Genomic DNA, 21663 nt, shown 5'->3' with positions numbered 1-21663 from the left:
GAATGCCGCGACGTCGCGGGTCACGAAGGCGGGAGGGATCTTGAAACCTGCGCGGGTGTGACCGTCGTGCGCAGAGACGAGACGAGGCCGGAAAGGGTCGGCGCAATCCGGCTCAGGCAATCCGGCTCGCTCGGCCCGCCTCAGTCCAGCGGGATCACATCCACCGCCTGAGCGCTCTCCTGCCCGCCGGCCCCGCGCATCGCGCCCCGCAGCGGGGGCACGTCGTCATAATCGCGCCCATAGCCGACGGTGATATAGTCATCGCCCGCGAACTGGTCATTGGTCGGGTCGAACTCGACCCAGCCGGTCTCGGCGCCCGCCCAGGCGCGCACCCAGGCATGCATCGCATCGGCCCCTTCGAGCCGCGGCTGACCGGGTGGCGGGTAAGTACGCAGGAAGCCCGAGACATAGGCCGCCGGAATCCCCACCCCGCGCAGGCAGGAGATCATGATATGACTGAAATCCTGACACACCCCGTGGCGATTGGCGAAGGCCTCGGCGGCGGGCGTATCCACATCGGTCGCCTCGGCGTCGAATTTCATCTCGCGATGCAAGGCGCGACCGACGGCCTCGATCGCGGCGCGCGCGGTCACGCCCGGCTGCAACACGGCTTGCGCGAAGGCGGTCATTTCGGGCGTCGGCCCCGCCCGGCGCGAGGCAGCGAGATAGTGATGGGGCGCGTCGGGCCCGAGGCTGCGCATCTGCGCGATCTCGGCGGGCAGTTCGCCCAGCGGCGAGGACAGGTCCAGTCCCGGCTGCGCACTGGTGCGATCGACCTGCGCCACCAGCTCGAGCCCGATCTCGGCCAGCGGTTCGTGCCAGACCACCGAGGTCATCGCATTGCCGAAGAAGTCCACCGCATCGCGCCGCTCGCTCGGGGGCGGATCGAAATTCAGCAGCCGCGAGGTGACCCGTTGCACGCCGAGAATATCCGAAGGCAGCACGCGCAGCAGGTTGCGCGCGTGATCGGTGGGCGCATCGTAGCTGTAGGTCAGCTTCAGCTTCACCTCGTAACGCATCGGTTTACCTCAGATAATGCTGCGAGATGAGATCGGACAGCGCATAGAGATCGGACCGGATCTCGCGCAGCAGCTCGGGCGTCACCGCTTCGGGGTCGATCACCGAGAGCTTCGTGCGCAAAGGCAGAAGTGCGCGCAGGATCTCGCCCGGACGGCCCGCGACCTCGGCGCGCGGCAGCGCCTCGAGCAGGTGCTTGAGACTGTTGAGCAGGAACAGGACCGCGCGCGGGTTGTCGGCATCGAGCACAAGCAGGTCGAGCACCGTGTCGCGATTGGTCTGCACCCGGTAGCGCCGCTGATGGGTTATCACGCTGTCGGCCACTTCTACCGCGATATCAAGCGAGCCCTCGGGCGCCGCCTCGTCGGTGAACTTGATCAAGAGCGCGGCCAATGCATCGGCGCGCTCCAGCGCGCGGCCGACCGACAGGAAACGCCAGCCCTCGAAGCGGTACATGTTCTCGTGCACCAGCCCCGAGAAGCCAGTGATCTTGCGCAACAGCACCCCCATCGCACGCGCCGCATCATCGCCCGAACGCGCGGTCGCGGTCATCTGATGGGCGGTCTTGGCCAGATCCTTCAGCGCCAGCCAGCCATCGGTCGAGAACCGGTCGCGCACTTTCGAGGCGCAGGCCCGTGCCGCATCGAGCCGTGCAAGCAGCGCATCGGGAACGGGTTGGTCAATATCGACGCCATTCGCCTCGAGGAAGGCCGCCAGCCGTTCGAGACGTTCATCTTCGGGCGTTCCCGTCGCGGCAAGGCGCAGGTGATAGGCACGGATCAACCGGATCGCGTCTTCGCAACGCTCGACATAGCGGCCCAGCCAGTAGAGGTTGTCGGCGGCCCGCGCGGGCAAGGTGCCGGGAATGGTCCGCCGGAAGCCGCCATCGGGGCGCGGTGCGAGGCTTGCGGGTGGCACCGGCTTGTCCGAGACGATCCAGACATCGGCCACCGCGCCGCCTCGCTGCATCGCCAGCGCGGTCGCGTCGCCCTCCTGGCCGATCCGCGCGTAACCGCCCTTCATGAAGCGCCAGCCCTGCGCCGTGCGCAAGGCGAAGACCCGCACCGTCATCGGACAGGGCCGCACCGAGCCACCGGCCTCGCCATCGGCGCGCCAGGCGGGCGTGGTCGAAAGCGTTACAGCCTCCTGCCCGACAAGCGCCCCACCCTCGGACTCCAGCCAGTCCGAGATCGAGGCCTGCGCGCCCGAGCGGAACTGCCCGCCCAATGCGGTGGCGGCGTCGATATCGAAAGGCAGGTTCACCGCCATTGCGGGGCCGATCATCATCTGCTCGGCATTGGCGCGCACATGGGCGCGCTCGGCCGCACCGCCACACCACCAGGTCGCGATATTTGGCATCGCAAGCGGCGCGCCGGTCAGCACTTTCGAGATCTGCGGCAGGAAAGCCATCAGCGCCCGCGTCTCCAGAACGCCCGCGCCCAGCGCGTTGACCATCGCGAGATTGCCCAGCCGCACCGCTTCCATCAGCCCCGGGGTGCCGATCTGGCTCGCCGGATCGAGTTCCAGCGGATCGACAAAGCCCGCATCCATCCGCCGCCACAGCGCCCCGAGAGGCTGCGGCCCCTCGATCGTGCGCACCATCGCCTCGCCGTTCTGCACCAGCAGATCTTCGCCTTCGAGCAGCGACAGGCCCAGATAGCGCGCGATATAGGTGTGTTCGTAATAGCCGTCATTGGCCGGCCCCGGCGTCAGGATCGCAGCGCGGCGCGCGCCCTCCATCGTGCGGCCGGCAAGATTTTCGAGCGCGCGTCGGAACTCGTTGAAGAACACCGCGAGCTTGTGGATGTGATCGCGCGGGAAGCTCTCGGGGAAAATCCGCCCCGTCGCCATCCGGTTTTCCAGCGCAAACCCCGCCCCGGAGGGCGCCTGCGTGCGGTCGCCCAGAACGAACCACGACCCGTCCGGCGAGCGTCCTATCTCGAAGGCGAGCAGGTGCAGGTAATGCCCGCCCCGGGGTGCGACGCCTACCATCGGGCGCAGCCAATGGCGGTTGCCCGCGATCAGCTCGGGCGGCAGATGCCCGTCCGAGACGAGCCGCCCCGGCCCGTAGAGATCGGCCATCACCGCCTCGAGCAGATCCGCGCGCTGGCTCAACCCCGCGCAGATGCCAGCCCATTCGTTCTCGTGCAAGATCACCGGGATATGGCTGAGCGGCCATTCGCGCTCGGCGAGAACATCATTGGTATATTGGCGATAATAGACGCCCGCATCGCGCAGATACTGGTCGCCACGCTCGAACCGCTGTGGAATCTCGGCCGGATCGAGCCTGAGGAATTTCTCGACGAAAGGCCGCCAGACCGGGCGCATCACCCCGTTGCCGTCAAACAGCTCATCGGCCACGCCCGGCGAAGGCGCGTAACCCGCCAGAAGCGGGTGCTGCTCAAGTGGGCTAACAGGGCTTTGCATCGGGTCTCCGGAGATCAGGCTCGGATCAACTCAGCCCTACTGGACGGCGCAGGTCAAGCGTGAGCGGAAACTCAGGATGCGTGCGCTCGGGTTCCGGGCGATAGGATCCCGGCGTGTAGCCGTGACCTTCGAACCTTGCCAGACGCCGCGCCTCGGCCTCGTTTCCGTTGACCGGGAAGGTGTCGTAATTGCGCCCGCCCGGATGGGCGACGTGATAGACACAGCCCGCGATCGCCCTGCCCGTCCAGTCGTCATAGATGTCGAAGGTCAGCGGCGCATTGACCGGAAGCGTCGGGTGCAGCGCCTCGGCGGGCTGCCACGCCTTGTAACGCACGCCCGCGACCGAGACGCCGGAGGTTTGCGTGCGCGCCAGCGGCACGGGGCGGCGGTTGCACATCACCTTGTAACGGTCCTGATGCAGCGTGGTCATCTTCACCTGCAGCCGTTCGACCGAGCTGTCGGTGTAGCGCACCGTGCCCCCGATCGCGCCGGTCTCGCCCAGCACATGCCAGGGCTCGAGCGCCTGACGGACCTCGAGATGCACGCCCTCGGCCTCGATCTGGCCGCAGAAGGGGAAGCGGAATTCGGATTGCGCCTCGAACCATTGCGGATCGAGATCGAAACCGTGGCGGCGCAGATCGGCGAGAAGATCGGTGAAATCCTCCCAGAGGTAATGCGGCAGCATGAAACGGTCGTGCAGCACCGTGCCCCAGCGGACGGGGCGGCCCTCGACGGGGCTGTTCCAGCAGCGCGCGATGATGGCGCGCAGCAGGAGCTGCTGGGCCAGCGACATGCGCGGGTCCGGCGGCATCTCGAAGCCGCGGAACTCGACCAGACCAAGCCGGCCGGTCGGGCCATCGGGCGAGAACATCTTGTCGATGCAGATCTCGGCCCGGTGGGTGTTGCCGGTCACATCCGTCAGCATGTTGCGCAGCAGACGATCGACCAGCCACGGCGGCGGGACGTTGCCGGCCTCGGGCGGGTTGATCTGGCTTAGCGCGATTTCGAGCTCGTAGAGCGTGTCGTGGCGGGCCTCGTCAATGCGCGGGGCCTGGCTGGTCGGACCGATGAAGAGGCCCGAGAACAGGTAGCTGAGGCTGGGGTGGCGCTGCCAGATCAGGATCAGCGATTTCAACAGGTCGGGGCGGCGCAGGAAGGGGCTGTCGAGCAATGTCTCGCCGCCCACGACGACATGGTTGCCGCCGCCCGTGCCGGTATGGCGCCCGTCGATCATGAACTTGTCGGCGCCCAGTCGCGACTGGCGGGCCTCTTCATAGATCGCCTCGGTCGTGGCCACGCATTCGTCCCAGCTATGGGCGGGGTGGATGTTGACCTCGATCACGCCCGGATCGGGCGCGACCCGGATCACGTTGAGGCGCGGGTCATGGGGCGGCGCGTAGCCCTCGATATGGATCGGCATCCCGAGCGCCTTGGCGCTTTGCTCGGCCGCCGCGATCAGTTCGAGATAATCCTCCAGCGCCTCGGTCGGCGGCATGAAGATGCACAGCCGCCCGTCGCGCGGCTCGATCGAGAGCGCGGTGCGCACGACGCCCCCCACCGTATCAAGCTCCTGCTCGACGATGGTCTGGCCCGGCTCGGCCGATTGCGCCTCGGAGACGGGCTGCGTGTGCTCCTTCGTGGGCTTCGCGATCAGTCCTTCGTCTTCCAGCGCCTTGAGCAGCTCGTGAAAGTCCGGCAGCTCCTCTTTCGGCAGCGAGGTGTCGGTGACGTAGTGATAGGGATATTGCGCGGGCGGCACGTAAGGCAGCGCACCGAGCGGCAGGCGGAAGCCCGCGGGGCTGTCGCCCGGGATCAGGAACAGCTTGCCACGGCGGGTCTTCCACTTCTCCGAGCGCCAGCGATGGCCGGGCTGCGCCTTGGACTGCCAACGCTGGATCGGCAGCACATAACCCGTGGGCTTGTCGAGCCCGCGCGAGAAGACACGGGCGAAGCGCGCGCGATCCTCGGGGTTCTTCAGTTTGCTGTCCTCGGGCGTGACATTGGGCGGCAGGTTGCCCTCTTTCATCATCCATTCGGCCGGATCCTCGAAGACCGGCTGGGCAAAACCCGAACCGAGGCCAAGATGCTGGGCGATCCCTTCGGCGAGCTTGCCCGCCTCCTCCGGCCCTGCCCCGGTCTTCGCGCCCTCCTTGGCGATCAGCGCCTCGTCGCGCCAGATCGGCTTGCCGTCGCGCCGCCAGTAAAGCGAGAAGGTCCAGCGCGGCAGGCTCTCGCCCGGATACCACTTGCCCTGCCCGTAATGCAGGAAGCCCCCCGGCGCGAAACGGTCGCGCAGACGGCGGATCAGCTCATCGGCCAGCGCACGCTTTTGCGGGCCGACAGCGGCAGTGTTCCATTCGTCGCTTTCGAAATCGTCGATCGAGACGAAGGTCGGCTCGCCCCCCATCGTCAGGCGCACATCGCCCGCCTTGAGGCTTTCATCGACCTTGTGCCCCAGCGCGTTGAGCCGTTGCCATGCCTCGTCGGAAAACGGCTTGGTGATGCGCGGATGCTCGGCAACGCGATCCACCGTCATGTCGAAGGCGAAATTCACCTCCGGATTGCCGACCGAGGAGAAGCCCCCCGAAATCGGCGCGGCATTGCGGAAATGGGGCGTCGCGGCGAGCGGGATATGGCTTTCGCCGGTCAGCAGCCCCGAGGTCGGATCGAGCCCGATCCAACCCGCGCCGGGAATGAACACTTCGCACCAGGCGTGCAGGTCGGTGAAGTCGTGATCTGTGCCCGAAGGACCATCCAGCGCCTCGAGATCGGGTTTCAGCTGGATCAGGTAACCCGACACGAACCGCGCCGCGAAGCCCAGATGGCGCAGCACCTGCACCAGCAGCCACGAGCTGTCCCGGCACGAACCCGATTTCTTGCCCAGCGTCTCCTCGGGCGTTTGCACGCCGGGGTCCATGCGGATCGTGTAATCCACAACATTCGAGATTTTCGCATTGAGCGAGACGAGGAAATCGACCGAGCCCTTGATCGAGTAATCGATATTGCCGATGAACTGCGCGAGCAACGGGCCCTCGGGCTCGGGCGTGCGGTAGATCGAGAGATCCTCGCGCAGCTCCTCGGGATACTCGAACGGCCATTTTTCGGCATATTCCTCGGTGAAGAAGTCGAACGGGTTATAGACGGTCATGTCCGCCGTCAGATCCACTTCGATCTTCAGCTCGGTCACCGGCTCGGGAAAGACGAAACGCGCCAGCCAGTTGCCGTAAGGGTCCTGCTGGTGATTCACGAAATGCCCGCCGGGCGAAACCTTGAGCGAATGCGAAATCACGCGGGTGCGCGAATGAGGCGCGGGCCGCAGCCGGATGATCTGCGGGCCGAGCGTCACCGGCCGGTCATAGGTGTAATGGGTCAGGTGATAAATGCTGGCATGAATTGCCATATGCTCGGCTCCCGCGTCTGCTCCGTACCCCCCCAGATTACGCTGCCATTCGGCGGGCGAAACCCGCAATTCGTCAAAAACCGGTCAGGAACGCCACCGATCCGCGCAGATGCGCGTTTTTTGGGCGGCGTGAGACAGGCCAATCGCGCAGGCTTGGGCGCGAACGCGCAAACGCGAACATGAAACGAAAATTTCATTTACCCGTTCGGTCAAAAATCTGTAACATTCGCGCATTAACAGCGCAGGGGCCGGCCTTAAAAAGGCCCCTCAACTCAGGGAGACACCATGTCCATTTCGCGTCGTAATGCACTCAAACTCGGCTCCGCCGCGCTGGCTGCGCCGATGATTCTGCGCGCGTCAGATGCGCTTGCCTCGTCGGGCACCGTGAAGGTTTTCGCCTGGCAGGATTACATTCAGCCCAATATCGCCGAGAAGTTCGAGAAGGACACCGGCATCAAACTGGAGCTGACCACCTTCGGCTCGAACGATGAAGCCGAATCGACGATCAAGGCCAATGGCGGCAAAGGCTTCGACGTGGTGTTCCCGTCGATCACCAATGCCGGCAACTATCAGGACCCCGACGGCAAGACCTATTTCGCGCCGATCCCGGCCGAAGTGAACTCCGGTGCGATCATCCCGTCCTTCCTGCGCGACTCGGCCACGCTGGGCGGCGTTCAGGATGGCAACCAGGTCGTGCTGCCTTTCGACTGGGGCACCGAGGGCGTGACCCTCAACCGCTCGAAGCTCAACATCGCGGATGCCGATATCTCCTATGGCTCGCTCTGGCTGCCCGAAGCGAAGGGCGCTGCCGCGTTCCGTCAGAAGTCGGTGCTGATGGGCACGGGCCTCTATCTCGACGCCACCGGCGAGGTGCCCTCGAACCGCATGCTCGATGTCTACAAGTCGGAAGAAGACGCCAACCGTGTCTGGTCGGCCGTCACCGAATGGATCCTCAAGCACAAGGAAAACTTCGGCGCGTTCTGGAACAACGGCACCGAAGCGACCGGCGCGTTCAAGGATGCGGGCTGCGTTGTCGGCCAGACCTGGGACACCACCGGCCTGCTGCTGAACCGCGAGAACGGCGATTACGTCTATCGCGCACCGAAAGAGGGCATCATCACCTGGCTCGACAGCTTCGGCATGATGCGCGAATCGGAGAACAAAGAGCAGGCGATCGCTTTCATGAACTTCATGCTCCAGCCCGAAGTCGGCGGCATGGTGGCCAACAACACCGGCTACAACTCTGCTGTTCAGGGCGCGGCCGACCACGCCAACGAGGAGTTCAAGAAGCAGTTCAACGAGGTCTACACCCCGGAAGTGCTTGGCAACATGTGGTGGTGGCAGGCCGATACGCCCTACTTCGCCTCGGTGCGCAACAAGTATACCGAGATCATCACCAACGCCTGATCCGCTCAGGTTCGCGGGCGGGGCCACGCGCCCTGCCCCTTCGCGGTGCGCTCCGGCGCGCCGCTTCTGCTATGACTTTCAGGAGCGTCTCGCATGCATGGCAAGGACATCCGCCTCGAGGCTGTCGGCATCACCTACCCCAATGGCTTTCGCGCGGTCGAACCGACCGATCTGGAGATCCGCGCGGGCGAGTTCTTCTCCATCCTCGGCCCCTCGGGCTGCGGCAAGACGACGATCCTGCGCACGATCTCGGGCTTCGTGGAGCCCTCCGAGGGTCGCGTTCTGATTGGCGGCGAGGATATGGCGGGCCGTGCCCCCGACCAGCGCCCGACCGCCCTGATCTTCCAGAACCTCGCGCTGTTCCCGCTGATGAGCGTGCGCGACAACGTGGCGTTCGGGCTGGAGGCGCGGGGCGTGTCGAAGCGCGAGCGCCGCGCCCGGGCGCAGGAATTGCTCGAACTCGTGGCGCTTGGCGATCAGGCCGAGAAGAAACCGACCGAGCTCTCGGGCGGCCAGCGTCAGCGCGTGGCGATCGCGCGCGCGCTCGCCGTGGAGCCTGCCGTGCTGCTCCTTGACGAGCCGCTCTCCGCGCTCGATCTGAAACTGCGCCAGCACATGCGTGCGGAACTGCGCGCGATCCAGAAGAAGACCGGCGTGACCTTCCTCTACATCACCCATGACCAGTCCGAGGCGCTCGCCATGTCGGACCGGATCGCGGTGATGAACAAGGGCAAGATCGAACAGGTCGGCAGCTGCGACGAGGTCTATTCCGACCCGCTCACCGCCTTTGCGGCCTCTTTCGTGGGCGAGGTGAACATGATCCCCGGCACGATCAAATCCGTGATCCCCGACATGGCGCTGGTCGAAAGCGCGCTTGGCACCTTCACCGCGCGCAACCCGCGCGGGCTGAAGGTGGGCGATGCGACCTATCTCTTCGTGCGCCCCGAGGCGATGCGGCTCGACCCGCTGCCCAATGATAACCGGCTCGCGGTCAGCTTCGACCGGCGCGACCTCGAAGGTGCCTTCGTCACGCTGCACATGAAGGCCAGCGACGGCACGCCGATGGCCGCACAGCTTCCCAATGACGGGCAGCGCCGCGACCCGGCCAGCCTGACCGAGCTGGGCTTTTCCCCCGAGGCCGCGATCGCCCTGCCCGAAGGGCCGCTCGCGCGCACCGGACGCGAGGAGATGGCCGCGCAATGAGCCAGCTTCTCCGCACTTACGGCAAGCTCCTGACGTCGGTCTTCGTCGCCGCCGTGCTGTTCTGGGGGCTGATGCTGATCCTGCTGCCGCAGGCCACGATCATGGAGCGCGCTTTGATCGCGCCGAAACGCTCGCTCGACAGTTCGGTGGCGCAGACGCTCTCGAACGATGCCTCGACCTGTCTGACCGTGCTGAAAACCTACGAGAAGGACGCGGCCACGCAGCCTGCGGATAATGGCGGTCTGGCGATCCCCTCGATGAATCCCGGCGGGAATTCGGGCGGGATGGCCGTGCCTTCGATGGGCGGCATGGCCGTGCCCTCGATGGGAGGTGCCTCGAACGGCGCGCCGCGCCCCTATATCCTGCAATGCGACCGCGCCGACACGCATAAGCAGCTCAAGCGCGACGCGGGCCAGCCCGCCGCCTATATCGACACGGCCTATGGCTTGCCGACGATGAAGGTCGACGACAAGGCCCCGCTCCCTGAGCAAATGAAACAGGCCGAGCAGATCCGCGATCTGGGTCAGGAACTGGCCGCGAAACTGCGGATCGACGAATCGACCCGCTCGCGCTTTTCGAGCGACAATTTCAAGACGATGGTCGCGGCGACGCGCATTCCGCTGTCGGACAGCGCGAAAGCGAGCGAGGCGGCGTCCTGGGAGAACAAGCTCTACGGTCTGATGGGGCTGCGCTTCGAGAAGAACGGCGACGTCTATGAACGCCTCGGCCTCACGAACCTCACCCGCACCCTGTTCTTCGCGATCCTCGTGACGATGCTGGCGCTGGTGATCTGCTACCCGATCGCCTTCAAGGCGGCACTCGCGACCCCCGAGCGGCAACAGATCTGGCTGATGCTCGGCCTCATCATCCCCTATGCCATCGTCGAGCTGATGCGTATCTACGCCTGGACCACGATCATCGACAATCACGGGCTGATAAACTCGATGCTGATGGGCAGATGCTGATGGGCATCGGGATCACCGACAGCCCGATCCCGTTCAACCGGATGCCGGGCACGGTTTTCGTCGTGATCGCCTATACTTACGTCCTGTTCATGGTCTTCCCGATGCTCAACGTGATGTCGACGCTCGATCGCAACCAGATCGAGGCGGCGCGTGATCTTGGCGCCTCGACCGCAAGGCTGCACTGGCGGGTGGTGATCCCGCATGCCAAGCCGGGTATCGCGGTGGGCTGCATTTCGACCTTCATGCTGGCGGCCGGCGCCTTCTCGGTGCCGCGCATCATCTCGCGGGGCTTGCAGGCGGAGTGGTTCGCGCAGACCATCTACAACAAGTTCTTCGAGAGCCAGGCCTCGAATGTCGGCGCCGCCTATTCGCTGACCTACACGCTGGTCTGTTTCGTGCTGGTCGCGCTCTTCATGTGGGCGATGCGCACGCGGCTCAAGGATTTCGCGAGGGCGCAATGAAATCGGATCGTATTCTCAGCCTCTATACCTGGGCGTTCCTCGCCTTCATGTTCGCGCCGCTGCTGCTGATGATCGTGGCGAGCTTCAACAACATCTCGCCGCCCTCGGTCACCGATTGGCACGGGTTCACGACGAAATGGTATAGTTTCTTCTGGATGGACCAGAGCCAGATCGCCGCCGACCCGGTGCTGCGCACGCTCGACCGGGGCCGCTTCATCGGCTGTTTCGGCAATTCGCTGGTGGTGGCCGCCGCCGTGGTGCCGCTGTCGCTGCTGCTGGGGCTTGCGGGGGCGATCATGCTCACGCGCTGGTCGTCGAAGGCCAATGGCATCCTGTGGTGGGTGCTTCTGTCGCCGATCCTCGCGCCGGGCGTGGTGCTGGGTCTCTCGGCGCTGGTGTTCTGGGCGCGGCTGGGCGTCGGCGCGGGTCTTTTCACCATCGTCATGGCGCAGGTGACCTTCATCGCGGGCTATCCGATGCTGGTGCTGATGGCGCGGCTGCAACGCCAGCCGATCGAGCTGGAGGAAGCCGCGCGTGACCTCGGCGCCTCGCCGCTGCGCTCCTTCCTGCGCATCACCCTGCCCTTCCTTGCGCCTGCGCTGTTCTCGGCCGCCGTGGTGGCCTTCCTCGCCTCGATGGAGAACTACAACACCACGATGTTCGCCAAGGGGGGCTCGTGCACCTTCGCCACCGAGATCGGTGCGATGGCGCGTAACCCCAACGGCCACCCGCCGGTCATCAACGCGGTCGGCACCGCGATCATCCTGATCACCGTCGCGGCCGCGCTGGCGCATGCGCTGATGAAACGGCGCGAGGAGAAGCGCAAGTGAGTCTGATCGCGCGCTGCCACCCGGCCCTGAAAGGCCTGATCCCCGAGCCTGTGCCCGCGGAGAAGGCCCTGCCCGACTGGTTGCGCGCGATGCCCACCGAAGTGCTGGCCGAGAGCCTCGGCGGCGAGCGTCTGCGCACGCTCAAGCAATGCCCGCCGCTGATCGACGCGCTCGGGCTCGGGGTGATGATCCCGCTGCCCTGCGATATCGAGGTGAAAGAAGGCGCGTTTCACTGGGACTGGGACTTCCCCACGATCACCGACGCACCCCTGACCCGCGCGCCGCTGGGGGCCCATCTGCCCGAACAGGCCACGGGTACGCCGCTGCCGCTGGCGCCCGGGACGCTCGCGATCAAGTTCACCAATTACTGGACGCTGGAGGCCCCGGAGGGCTGGCAGCTTCTGATCACCCATCCGATGAACCGCGCCGACCTGCCCTTCCTGACCCTATCTGGTCTGGTGAGCGCGGATCATTTCGGGCTCGGCTATGTGCATTTCCCCGCGCTCTGGACCGATCCGGGGTTTGAGGGCGTTCTGCCCAAGGGCACGCCCGTCGCGCAGGTGATCCCGGTGCCGCGCGAACGGCCCGCACTGAAAATCGCCGAGATGACCGAGGCGGAAATTGCCGAAAGCCGCGCCATTCAGGAAGCGCTGCAATCCGAGCCGGGCGTCTATCGCAAGCAATTCCGGAAGTAGCGCGAAACGGCAAGCAGGGCGCGCGCTGGCCCGTGGGATGGCGCGTCTGACCTGCGCACGGGTGCTCTTTATCCCGCCCAAACCCCTCTTCGTTCAGACCGTCGCGCGCCGGAGACCAAAGCGCCAGCCCGCCGGAACGGGCCGGCGCTCGCCCTGCGGCTTCGCCGCGCATCGGGCGGGCCTTGGACAAAGCGTAGACTGCCTACGCGCCTCCCCAAAAATATTTCCGACAACTTCACTCAACTATTGACGCCTCCGTGATCCGCCTCTACCTCTCGCCTCGGAAACACGCGAATGGAGACGCAAATGAAACGGACCCTTGCCCTCGCTCTCATCACGACCGCGATCGCAGCGCCCGCGCTGGCTGACGTGAATATCTACTCCCACCGACAGCCCGAACTGATCCAGCCGGTGCTCGACGCCTTCACCGCGAAAACCGGGATCAACGTCAATACCGCCTATGTCGAGAAAGGCATGGTCGAACGGCTCAAGGCCGAGGGCGACCGCTCGCCCGCCGACCTGGTGATGACCGTCGATATCGCGCGGCTCGAAGAGGTGGTGAATGCCGGCGTCACGCAGGCCGTGGATGACCCGACCCTGACCGAAGCGATCCCTGCCCCGTTTCGCGATGCCGACAATCATTGGTTCGGCCTGACCTCGCGGGCGCGCATCGTCTATGCCTCGAAAGATCGCGTGGCCGATGGCGAAGTGACGACCTACGAAGACCTCGCCACCGAGAAATGGAAGGGCCGCATCTGCACCCGCTCCTTTACCTCGGATTACAACGTCGCGCTGACCTCGGCCCATCTCGCCCATCACGGGGCGGAGGCCACGAAGACCTGGCTCGAAGGTCTCAAGGCGAACCTTGCCAAGAAACCCGAGGGCAATGACCGCTCTCAGGTGAAATCCATCTGGGCGGGCGAATGCGATATCTCGCTGGGCAACACCTATTACATGGGCCAGATGCTTGCCGATCCCGAGCAGACCGAATGGGCCAATTCGGTCCGCATCATCTTCCCGGTCTTCGAGGATGGCGGCACGCATATGAACGTCTCGGGCGTCGCGATGACCAAGGCGGCGCCGAACCGCGAAGACGCGCTGAAGCTGATGGAATTTCTCGTCTCGGACGAGGCCCAGCAGATCTACGCCCAGACCAACCACGAATTTCCGATCAAGCCCGGCGTGGCACGGTCCGAACTGGTGCAGAGCTGGGGCGAGTTCACGCCTGACACACTCACGCTCGACACGCTGGCCGAGTTGCGCCCCGAGGCGCTCAAGCTGATCGACGAGGTCGATTTCGACGGCTGAACAGGCTTACTGCGCCGCCACGGCGAGAACGGGTTCGGCCCCGATACGGACACCCTCGATCGCCGCGAGCTGCACCAGATCACGCTGGAAACGGCGGCGCAGATGCGCCCCCGCCAGCGCATCGAACTCCGCGATCGGCGCGCCTTGGGGCTGCCGGTCGTGGAACTTCGCAAGCCGCTGCATCTGCTTGGGGCCGATCTGGATGCCCGAATGATGCAGGCGCTGCATCATCGCGATGACACTGTCTGACTGACGCTCCGGCTGAACCGGCTGGGAGGCAATGTCTGCCCCCGGAACCAGCGCGGTCAGCGCTTCCTCGATCAGTACCGGCGCTGGCAGCACGATGATCTCGCGCGGATTGAGCGCCGCCTTGAGATCGCTCACCACATCAACCCAGCCGCGCGCACGCGCCATCAGACGCGGCACGGCCCCGTCAAAGGGTTTGAGCGCGCGTTTTTCGGCCAGATCGCGCCAAAGCATCGGATAATAGGCGTCATAGCAGGGCAGATGCAGGACCACCCGCCCGATCGGTGCATCGAGCAGCTCGGCAAACCGCGCCGCACGCTCGCGGGTGCGGGCGAAGAAATGGAACAGCCCCGAGGCGCTGTCGCCGATCAGGCGCGAATCAAGATGGATCTGGCCGCGCGGATGCGGCCCGAGCACCGCCGCACCATAGCCCGCCGCCGCAAGTGCCTTCTGGCCATGCGCGAGGCTGCGCGCCATTTGCGCGCCAAGCCCGCCCGATGCCGGGGCCGCGATGAAGAGATGGTGCTGCCGGATCATGAAACACTCCGCCCTTGTTACTCTCGTTGACCTTTGAGTTAGTCACGGATTGTGGCGAAATCGCGCCGGGTTGGGGAAAGCTTCGCGGCGTCCTGGGGCGGCTGGACTTCGCCAGCTGCCCGCGCCAGTCTGCGCGAGCCCGCAGCAAGGAGACGGCCATGACACGCAAGATCATCATCGACACCGATCCCGGTCAGGATGACGCCGTGGCGATCCTGCTGGCGCTGGCGAGCCCCGAGCTCGACGTGCTCGGCATCACCTGCGTCGCAGGCAATGTGCCGCTGGCGCTGACCTCGAAGAACGCGCGCGTGGTCTGCGAGCTGGCGGGCCGGACCGAAGTGCCGGTCTTTGCGGGCTGCGACCGCCCCCTCGCGCGCAAGCTGGTCACCGCGGAATATGTGCATGGCAAGACCGGGCTCGACGGGATCGCCCTGCCCGAGCCGAGCATGGCGCTGCAAGAACGCCACGCGGTCGACTTCCTGATCGAGACGCTGCGCTCGGAGTCTGCGGGAACGGTCACGCTCTGCCCGCTCGGTCCGCTGACCAATATCGCGACCGCCTTGCAGCGCGCCCCCGAAATCGCGGCGCGCATTTCCGAGATCGTGCTGATGGGCGGGGCTTATTTCGAGGTCGGCAACACCACGCCCGCCGCCGAATTCAACATCCATGTCGACCCTCAAGCCGCCGAGATCGTATTCGGATCCGGCGTGCCGTTGGTGGTGATGCCGCTTGATGTGACGCATAAGGCGCTGACGACCCGCGCCCGCGTCGAAGCGTTTCGCAATCTCGGCACGCCGGTCGGCCATGCCGTCGCGAGCTGGACCGACTTTTTCGAGCGTTTCGACATGGCGAAATACGGCTCGGAGGGCGCCCCGCTGCACGACCCTTGTGTGATCGCATATCTGCTCAAACCGGACCTGTTCTCGGGACGCCATATCAATGTCGAGATCGAAACCAGTTCCGAGCTGACCATGGGGATGACAGTCGCCGATTGGTGGCGCGTGACGGACCGGGCGCCCAATGCGATGTTCATGGGCGATGTGGATGCGGCCGGGTTCTATGCACTTCTGACCGAACGGCTCGCACGGCTTTGAGACGTGGGAGGGGGCGCTGCCCCCGTCGCCGGACGGCGACACTTAACAGGGAAAGAGGGGGCGCCGCCCCCGCCGGCCTGCGGCCAGCCCCCCGAGATATTTGGATCAAGAAGAAGGGGATTGGATTGCGCGCAAGGTGGCTTAGATATGAGCCAAGGAGCGCCAATGACCATTTCCTTCGATAACAGCTATGCCCGCCTGCCCGAGCGGTTCTTCGAGCGTCAGGAACCGGTGCCGGTGAAGGCGCCGGAGTTGGTGGTGCTGAACCGCGACCTGGCGGCGCGGCTGGGGCTCGATGCGGATTGGCTGGAGAGCCCTGAAGGCATCGCCATGCTGGCGGGCAATGCGCTGCCCGAGGGCGCCGAGCCGATCGCGCAGGCCTATGCGGGTCATCAATTCGGCGGGTTCGTGCCTCGGCTGGGCGATGGGCGCGCGGTGATGCTGGGCGAGGTCGTGGCGACTGATGGCGCGCGCTTCGACTTGCAATTGAAGGGCGCGGGGCGGACGGTTTTTTCGCGCGGACGCTCGGACGGGCGGGCCTGGATCGGGCCGGTCTTGCGCGAATATGTGCTCAGCGAGGCGATGGCGGCGCTTGGCGTGCCCACGACGCGGGCTTTGGCCGCTTTGCGCACCGGTGAGACGGTGGTGCGCGACGCGATGGGGCGACCCGGCGCGATCCTCGTGCGGGTGGCGGCAAGCCATATCCGCGTCGGAACGTTTCAGTATTTCGCCGCGCGCGATGATCTGGAAGGCTTAAGAACACTTCTCAACACCTTGATCGAGCGCCATTATCCGGAATGCGAAACGCCGCTGGAGGTGCTGCGGGCGGTTGCGGCGCGGCAGGCCGAATTGGTCGCGCATTGGATGGCCCTGGGTTTCATCCACGGGGTGATGAATACTGACAATATGGCGCTCTCGGGCGAGACGATCGACTATGGCCCCTGCGCCTTCATGGATCATTATCATCCGGGTCGTGTCTTCTCCTCGATCGACCAGTTCGGGCGCTACGCCTATGCGCGCCAACCTCAGATCGCGGTCTGGAACCTTGCGCAATTCGCCACCTGCCTGTTGCCCCTGATGGGCGAACGCGAGGCCGCCGTCGAGGAGGCAAGTGCCGCGGTCGACAGTTTCATCGGGGTCTATCAGCGGGAATGGCTGCGCCGGATGGGGCGCAAGATCGGGATCACTGAGGCCGGCGAAGAGGATCTGTCGCTGATCGAGGACTTACTGGGCCGCATGGCGACCGAGAAGGCCGATTTCACACGCGTCTTCAGTGCGTTGCGCCGCGACCCTAAAGCGGCCCGCACAGAGTTCACCGAACCGATGGCCTTCGATCTGTGGCGCGAAGGCTGGGAGGCGCGGATCGCGCGCGAGGCCGATCCGGCTGGCGTGATGGCCACCGAAAACCCGTTGCGCATTCCGCGCAATCACCGGGTCGAGGAGATGATCGCGGCGGCGATGGAGGGCGACGACGCGCCCTTGCATCGGCTTCTCGCGGCCTTGGCTGAACCCTACGCGGAGGATGCGCGTTATGCCGAGTACGAGGCCGCGCCAAGCCCGGCGGAACGGGTCCAGCGCACCTTCTGCGGCACATGAACCTCGCGAGATAAGGCATTGAAAGAATGACGGTCCGGGTCGCTTCCTACAATCTGCACAAATGCGTTGGCACCGACCGGCGCCATGACCCCGAGCGCATCATTGCCGTGATCAACGCGCTGCAGGCCGATGTGATTGCCTTGCAGGAGGTCGACAAGCGGATGGGGGCGCGGCCAGCTGCCCTGCCGCAGAAGCTGATCGAAGCGGAGACCGATTTCATTCGCCATGAGATGCCGCGCACCGGGCCGGACAGCCTCGGGTGGCACGGGCAGGTCGTGCTGGTGCGGCGGGGCTCGAAAGTGCTCGATGTGGAGCCGATCACCCTGCCCGGCCTTGAGCCGCGCGGGGCGTTGGCGGTCAATATCGTGCCCGATAGCGGCGCGCGTTTCCTGCTGGTCGCGGCCCATCTGGGGTTACGTCGGATGGACCGGCGCGCGCAGTGGTCGCGCATCGCCCGCGCGATGCAGGAGGCACGCCCCGATCCCGCCCTCGCGATCGGCGATTTCAACGAGTGGCGCGCCAAGCATGGCTTCGAAGCGCTGACCGGGTTTCATATCCATGAGCCCGGCGCGACCTACCCCTCGCGCGCGCCGCTTGGCAAGCTCGACCGGATCGTCACGAGCCCCGGGCTGCGGGTGGTGCGCAAGGGCGTGCTCGATACGCCGGTCACGCGCATCGCATCAGACCACCTGCCGATCTGGGCCGATATCGGCGGGATCCGGCATCGCCCGCAATTCGACTGAGCGTGCTTGCCCTGCTCCGCGGGCGCGGCTAGAGGGGTTTGACCATTCGGTCAGAGGGCGATCATGGACAATCTGCGCGAAAACTTTCACGGCTCCTTGCTGATGGTCGCCGCCATGGCGGGCTTCGCGCTTGAGGACATGTTCATCAAGGCGATGGGCGCGCGGCTGCCGGTGGGCGAGGTTCTGGCGCTTCTGGGCGCGGGCGGCGCGCTGATCTTCGGGGCAATCGCGCTCTGGCGCGGCGACCGCCTGATCTCGCGCGATCTGCTCGCGGGCTCGGTGCTCATGCGCAATGCGGGCGAGATCCTCGGCACGATCTGCTTCGTCTCGGCGGTGATCTTCACCCCGCTCGCACAGGCCTCCGCCATCTTGCAGGCCACGCCGCTGGCCGTGACGCTGGGGGCGGCATTGTTTCTGGACGAGAAGGTCGGCTGGCGGCGCTGGTCGGCGATCCTGATCGGCTTTGCGGGCGTGTTGATCGTGATCCGTCCCGGCACGGAAGGGTTCACCATCCTGTCGCTTCTCGCGGTGGTGGCTGTCGTGGGCCTAGCCGTGCGTGATCTGGCGACCCGGCGGGTGCCACGCGCGATCACCTCGATGCAGCTTGCGACCTATGGCTTTGGCGTTCTGGTCCCAGCCGGGATCGTCATCGAACTGTTCACGCCGGAACCGGTGCTGATGCCGAGCGTCGCCGAATGGGGGATGATCGCAGGTGCGCTGATCGTGGGTCCCCTGGGCTATTATGCGCTGATCGCCGCGATGCGGATCGGCGAGGTCTCGGTGATCACGCCGTTTCGCTACACACGCCTGATCTTCGCGATGGTGATCAGCTGGGCGGTGTTTTCCGAACCGCCGGACCGCTGGACGCTGATCGGCGGGGCGGTGATCGTCGCTTCAGGGCTCTACACGCTATGGCGACAGGCCAGGTTGCGTCGCTAACATCACAATCCGACCGCCGTTAGCGATAACAATCTGACCAGAAAACGCCTCTCCGGCCTTTTCGCGGATGCAGCACGGGTGTATGCAAGCGCCAAGCATTTACTGGAGCCCGAGGAGAGCCCCCATGAGCACCATCATCGACATCCACGCCCGCGAGATCCTGGACAGCCGCGGCAACCCGACCGTCGAGGTCGACGTGATCCTCGAAGACGGCACGATGGGCCGCGCCGCGGTGCCCTCGGGCGCCTCGACCGGCGCGCATGAGGCGGTGGAGCGCCGCGACGGCGACAAGTCGCGCTACATGGGCAAGGGCGTTCTGGAAGCCGTGATGGCGGTCAATGGCGAGATCGCCGAAGCTCTCGTTGGCGAGGACGCGACCGAGCAGGTCGAGATCGACCGTGCGATGATCGAACTCGACGGCACCGAGAACAAGTCGCGCCTCGGCGCAAACGCCATTCTCGGCGTGTCGCTGGCCTGCGCCAAGGCCGCGGCCGATTTCTCGGCCCTGCCGCTTTATCGCTATGTCGGCGGCACCTCGGCCCGCATCCTGCCGGTGCCGATGATGAACATCATCAATGGCGGCGAGCATGCCGACAACCCGATCGACATCCAGGAATTCATGATCATGCCGGTCTCGGCGGGCAATATCCGCGACGCGGTGCGCATGGGTTCGGAAGTGTTTCACACGCTGAAGAAAGAGCTCTCGGCGGCGGGCCTGAACACCGGTCTGGGCGATGAGGGCGGCTTCGCGCCGGAGCTGAGCTCGACCACCGCCGCGCTCGACATCATTCTGAAATCCATCGAGAAAGCGGGCTACAAGCCGGGCGAGGACATCTACCTCGCGATGGATTGCGCCTCGACCGAATACTACAAGGGCGGCAAATACGAAATGAAGGGCGAAGGCCTGTCGCTGAGCTCGGAAGAAAACGTCGACTATCTCGAGAAGCTCGTCGGCCAATACCCGATCATCTCGATCGAAGACGGCATGGCCGAGGATGACTGGGATGGCTGGAAGCTGCTGACCGAGCGCCTGGGCGGCAAGGTGCAGCTCGTGGGTGACGACCTCTTCGTGACCAACCCCGCGCGTCTGGCCGATGGCATCAAGCAGGGCGTCGCGAACTCGATGCTGGTCAAGGTCAACCAGATCGGCACCCTGACCGAGACCCTGCAGGCCGTCGATATGGCGCATCGTGCGCGCTATACCAACGTGATGAGCCACCGCTCGGGCGAGACCGAGGACGCGACCATCGCCGATCTCGCGGTCGCAACCAATTGCGGGCAGATCAAGACCGGCTCGCTGGCGCGCTCGGACCGTCTGGCAAAATACAACCAGCTGATCCGCATCGAGGAAAGCCTCGGCGAGACCGCCGAATATGCGGGCCGCTCGATCCTGAAGTAAGCCGACTTCGAGTTGGTCGAAATATCCCCGCCGGAGGCACCCCGCCCCGGCGGGGTTTTCGTTTCGCCATGCCCGGATCAGCCGCGTCAGCGGCCCGGGCAGCGCCCGACCGCCCCCTCGGGCGGGCGCTTTGACAACGCCAGAGCGCGGATCGAGGTCGCCCGGATCTGGCCGCGATAAAGCGCAGACCCCTTGCCGAGCGGCGCCCACCCGGCGGTCCGGCCCTGCCCTCCGTCAGAGGTGATGACGACGGCACGCGCAGCGATTGCACCCGCGCTTAATCCGGGCCAGTCTCGGGCCATGATCAAGGCACTTCTCTTCGATGTGTTCGGCACCTGCGTCGACTGGCGCAGCGCCATCGCGCGCGAGGTGGCCGCCGTGCTGCCAGAGGTGGACGCGCTGGCTTTTGCCGATGCGTGGCGGGGCGAATATGACCCGGCGATGGCGCGGATCCGCGAAGGCGGGCGGGGCTATGTCGCGCTCGACGATCTGCATCGCGAGAACCTGCACCGGGTGGCGGAGCGCTTCGGGGTGATCGCGCCCGACGCTCTTTCCCATGCCTGGGAGCGGCTCGATCCCTGGCCCGACACGGTGGCGGGTCTGAGCGCACTGAAACGCCAGCGCATCATCGCGCCTTGCTCAAACGGATCGATTGCGCTGATGACCCGGCTCGCGCGTCATGCGGGCCTGCCCTGGGATTGCGTCCTCGGCGCCGATATCGCGCGCGATTACAAGCCCAAACCCGAGGTCTATCTTGCAAGCTGTGCGGCGCTGCGCCTGCCGCCCGAGGCGGTGATGATGGTCGCGGCGCATAATGGCGATCTCGCCGCCGCGCGCGCCCTGGGGCTGAAGACCGCTTTCGTTCCGCGCCTTACCGAATACGGGCCCGATCAGCGCAGCGACCTCGGGCCGGAGGCGGATTGGGATGTCATCGCCCCGGATTTTCTGTCGCTTGCGCAGAGGCTGGCCGATGGACGCTGAGGCGATCATCGCGGCCCTTAAGCTCACGCCGCATCCCGAGGGCGGACATTACCGCCAGACCTGGCAGGCCGAAGCCGCGCCGGGGGAGCGTCCGGCGGGGACCTGCATCTATTTCCTGCTCAAGGCGGGCGAGCGCAGCCACTGGCACCGTGTCGACGCGGCGGAGATCTGGCATTTTCACGCGGGCGCCCCGCTGACGCTCAGCCTCGCCGCGCGCGAAAGCGGTCCGGCGCAGGATCTGACCCTTGGCCCCGATGTGTTAGCGGGCCAGCAACCGCAAGCGATCGTGCCGGCCCATCACTGGCAATCGGCACGATCCAATGGAGACTGGACACTGGTCAGCTGCACCGTCTCGCCAGGCTTTCGTTTCGAAGGGTTCGAACTGGCTGCGCCGGGTTTCGACATTCCGCGCTAG

General features: G+C 65.6%; 18 protein-coding genes. 14 read left to right on the top strand and 4 right to left on the bottom strand.

All coding sequences use genetic code 11. The features are described from left to right. Positions 1 to 140: 140 nt before the first annotated feature. The 3 genes from TP2_RS02290 to TP2_RS02280 are packed head-to-tail and all read right to left on the bottom strand — an operon-like array spanning position 141 to position 6844. Positions 141 to 1019, bottom strand: a complete 879-nt coding sequence (locus TP2_RS02290; protein WP_038072857.1) for a transglutaminase family protein — start codon at positions 1017 to 1019, stop codon at positions 141 to 143. Positions 1020 to 1023: 4 nt separating this feature from the next. Next, positions 1024 to 3444, bottom strand: coding sequence for a circularly permuted type 2 ATP-grasp protein (locus TP2_RS02285; protein ID WP_038072856.1), 2421 nt, complete (start codon positions 3442 to 3444; stop codon positions 1024 to 1026). A gap of 25 nt (positions 3445 to 3469) precedes the next feature. Next, positions 3470 to 6844 carry a transglutaminase family protein gene (locus TP2_RS02280; protein WP_038072855.1) on the bottom strand — a complete coding sequence of 1125 codons (3375 nt, stop codon included), beginning with the start codon at positions 6842 to 6844 and terminating at the stop codon, positions 3470 to 3472. 285 nt (positions 6845 to 7129) lie between these two features. Between TP2_RS02280 and TP2_RS02275 the strand changes: the two genes are divergently transcribed. The 7 genes from TP2_RS02275 to TP2_RS02250 all read left to right on the top strand — a co-directional run bounded on the left by TP2_RS02275 (position 7130) and on the right by TP2_RS02250 (position 13713). After that, the gene (locus TP2_RS02275; protein WP_038072854.1) at positions 7130 to 8251 is read left to right on the top strand and encodes an extracellular solute-binding protein; all 1122 of its coding nucleotides are present in this window, start codon (positions 7130 to 7132) and stop codon (positions 8249 to 8251) included. A gap of 93 nt (positions 8252 to 8344) precedes the next feature. Next, entirely contained in the window at positions 8345 to 9454 is a 1110-nt protein-coding gene (locus TP2_RS02270) for an ABC transporter ATP-binding protein (RefSeq protein WP_038072853.1), read from the top strand. After that, positions 9451 to 10419 carry a hypothetical protein gene (locus TP2_RS17820; protein ID WP_051692121.1) on the top strand — a complete coding sequence of 323 codons (969 nt, stop codon included), beginning with the start codon at positions 9451 to 9453 and terminating at the stop codon, positions 10417 to 10419. The genes TP2_RS02270 and TP2_RS17820 overlap by 4 nt, the downstream gene beginning before the upstream one ends. After that, a complete protein-coding gene (locus TP2_RS18825; protein ID WP_240473687.1) occupies positions 10419 to 10880 on the top strand; it encodes an ABC transporter permease in 462 nt (153 codons plus the stop codon). The genes TP2_RS17820 and TP2_RS18825 overlap by 1 nt, the downstream gene beginning before the upstream one ends. Continuing rightward, positions 10877 to 11710 carry an ABC transporter permease gene (locus TP2_RS02260; protein WP_038072852.1) on the top strand — a complete coding sequence of 278 codons (834 nt, stop codon included), beginning with the start codon at positions 10877 to 10879 and terminating at the stop codon, positions 11708 to 11710. Before TP2_RS18825 ends, TP2_RS02260 begins: the two co-directional genes overlap by 4 nt. Then, the gene (locus TP2_RS02255; protein WP_038072851.1) at positions 11707 to 12405 is read left to right on the top strand and encodes a hypothetical protein; all 699 of its coding nucleotides are present in this window, start codon (positions 11707 to 11709) and stop codon (positions 12403 to 12405) included. The genes TP2_RS02260 and TP2_RS02255 overlap by 4 nt, the downstream gene beginning before the upstream one ends. Before the next feature lie 306 nt (positions 12406 to 12711). Further along, the gene (locus TP2_RS02250) at positions 12712 to 13713 is read left to right on the top strand and encodes a Fe(3+) ABC transporter substrate-binding protein (protein ID WP_157617015.1); all 1002 of its coding nucleotides are present in this window, start codon (positions 12712 to 12714) and stop codon (positions 13711 to 13713) included. A gap of 6 nt (positions 13714 to 13719) precedes the next feature. Here the strand turns inward: TP2_RS02250 and TP2_RS02245 are convergent, their stop codons facing one another. After that, positions 13720 to 14496 carry a hypothetical protein gene (locus TP2_RS02245; protein ID WP_038072848.1) on the bottom strand — a complete coding sequence of 259 codons (777 nt, stop codon included), beginning with the start codon at positions 14494 to 14496 and terminating at the stop codon, positions 13720 to 13722. Between the two features lie 158 nt (positions 14497 to 14654). On the opposite strand from TP2_RS02245, the gene TP2_RS02240 reads away from it, so the two are divergent. The 7 genes from TP2_RS02240 to TP2_RS02210 all read left to right on the top strand — a co-directional run bounded on the left by TP2_RS02240 (position 14655) and on the right by TP2_RS02210 (position 21663). Continuing rightward, positions 14655 to 15590 (top strand): nucleoside hydrolase, encoded by a 936-nt coding sequence (locus TP2_RS02240; RefSeq protein WP_038072847.1) that lies wholly within the window; start codon positions 14655 to 14657, stop codon positions 15588 to 15590. Positions 15591 to 15755: 165 nt separating this feature from the next. Further along, complete coding sequence (locus tag TP2_RS02235) at positions 15756 to 17186, top strand: protein adenylyltransferase SelO (protein WP_038072846.1); 1431 nt, start codon at positions 15756 to 15758, stop codon at positions 17184 to 17186. A gap of 26 nt (positions 17187 to 17212) precedes the next feature. After that, entirely contained in the window at positions 17213 to 17929 is a 717-nt protein-coding gene (locus tag TP2_RS02230; protein WP_038072845.1) for an endonuclease/exonuclease/phosphatase family protein, read from the top strand. A 63-nt stretch (positions 17930 to 17992) separates the two neighbouring features. Continuing rightward, entirely contained in the window at positions 17993 to 18868 is an 876-nt protein-coding gene (locus TP2_RS02225) for a DMT family transporter (protein ID WP_038072844.1), read from the top strand. A gap of 124 nt (positions 18869 to 18992) precedes the next feature. After that, positions 18993 to 20267, top strand: coding sequence for a phosphopyruvate hydratase (gene eno, locus TP2_RS02220; protein WP_038072842.1), 1275 nt, complete (start codon positions 18993 to 18995; stop codon positions 20265 to 20267). 243 nt (positions 20268 to 20510) lie between these two features. Next, the gene (locus TP2_RS02215) at positions 20511 to 21248 is read left to right on the top strand and encodes a haloacid dehalogenase type II (RefSeq protein ID WP_051692119.1); all 738 of its coding nucleotides are present in this window, start codon (positions 20511 to 20513) and stop codon (positions 21246 to 21248) included. After that, the gene (locus TP2_RS02210; RefSeq protein WP_038072840.1) at positions 21238 to 21663 is read left to right on the top strand and encodes a cupin domain-containing protein; all 426 of its coding nucleotides are present in this window, start codon (positions 21238 to 21240) and stop codon (positions 21661 to 21663) included. Before TP2_RS02215 ends, TP2_RS02210 begins: the two co-directional genes overlap by 11 nt.

The organism is Thioclava pacifica DSM 10166, assembly GCF_000714535.1.
In the GTDB taxonomy this organism is placed as follows: domain Bacteria; phylum Pseudomonadota; class Alphaproteobacteria; order Rhodobacterales; family Rhodobacteraceae; genus Thioclava; species Thioclava pacifica.
Note: the sequence above shows the minus strand (reverse complement) of the source record. Positions and strands in the feature narration are given on the sequence as shown.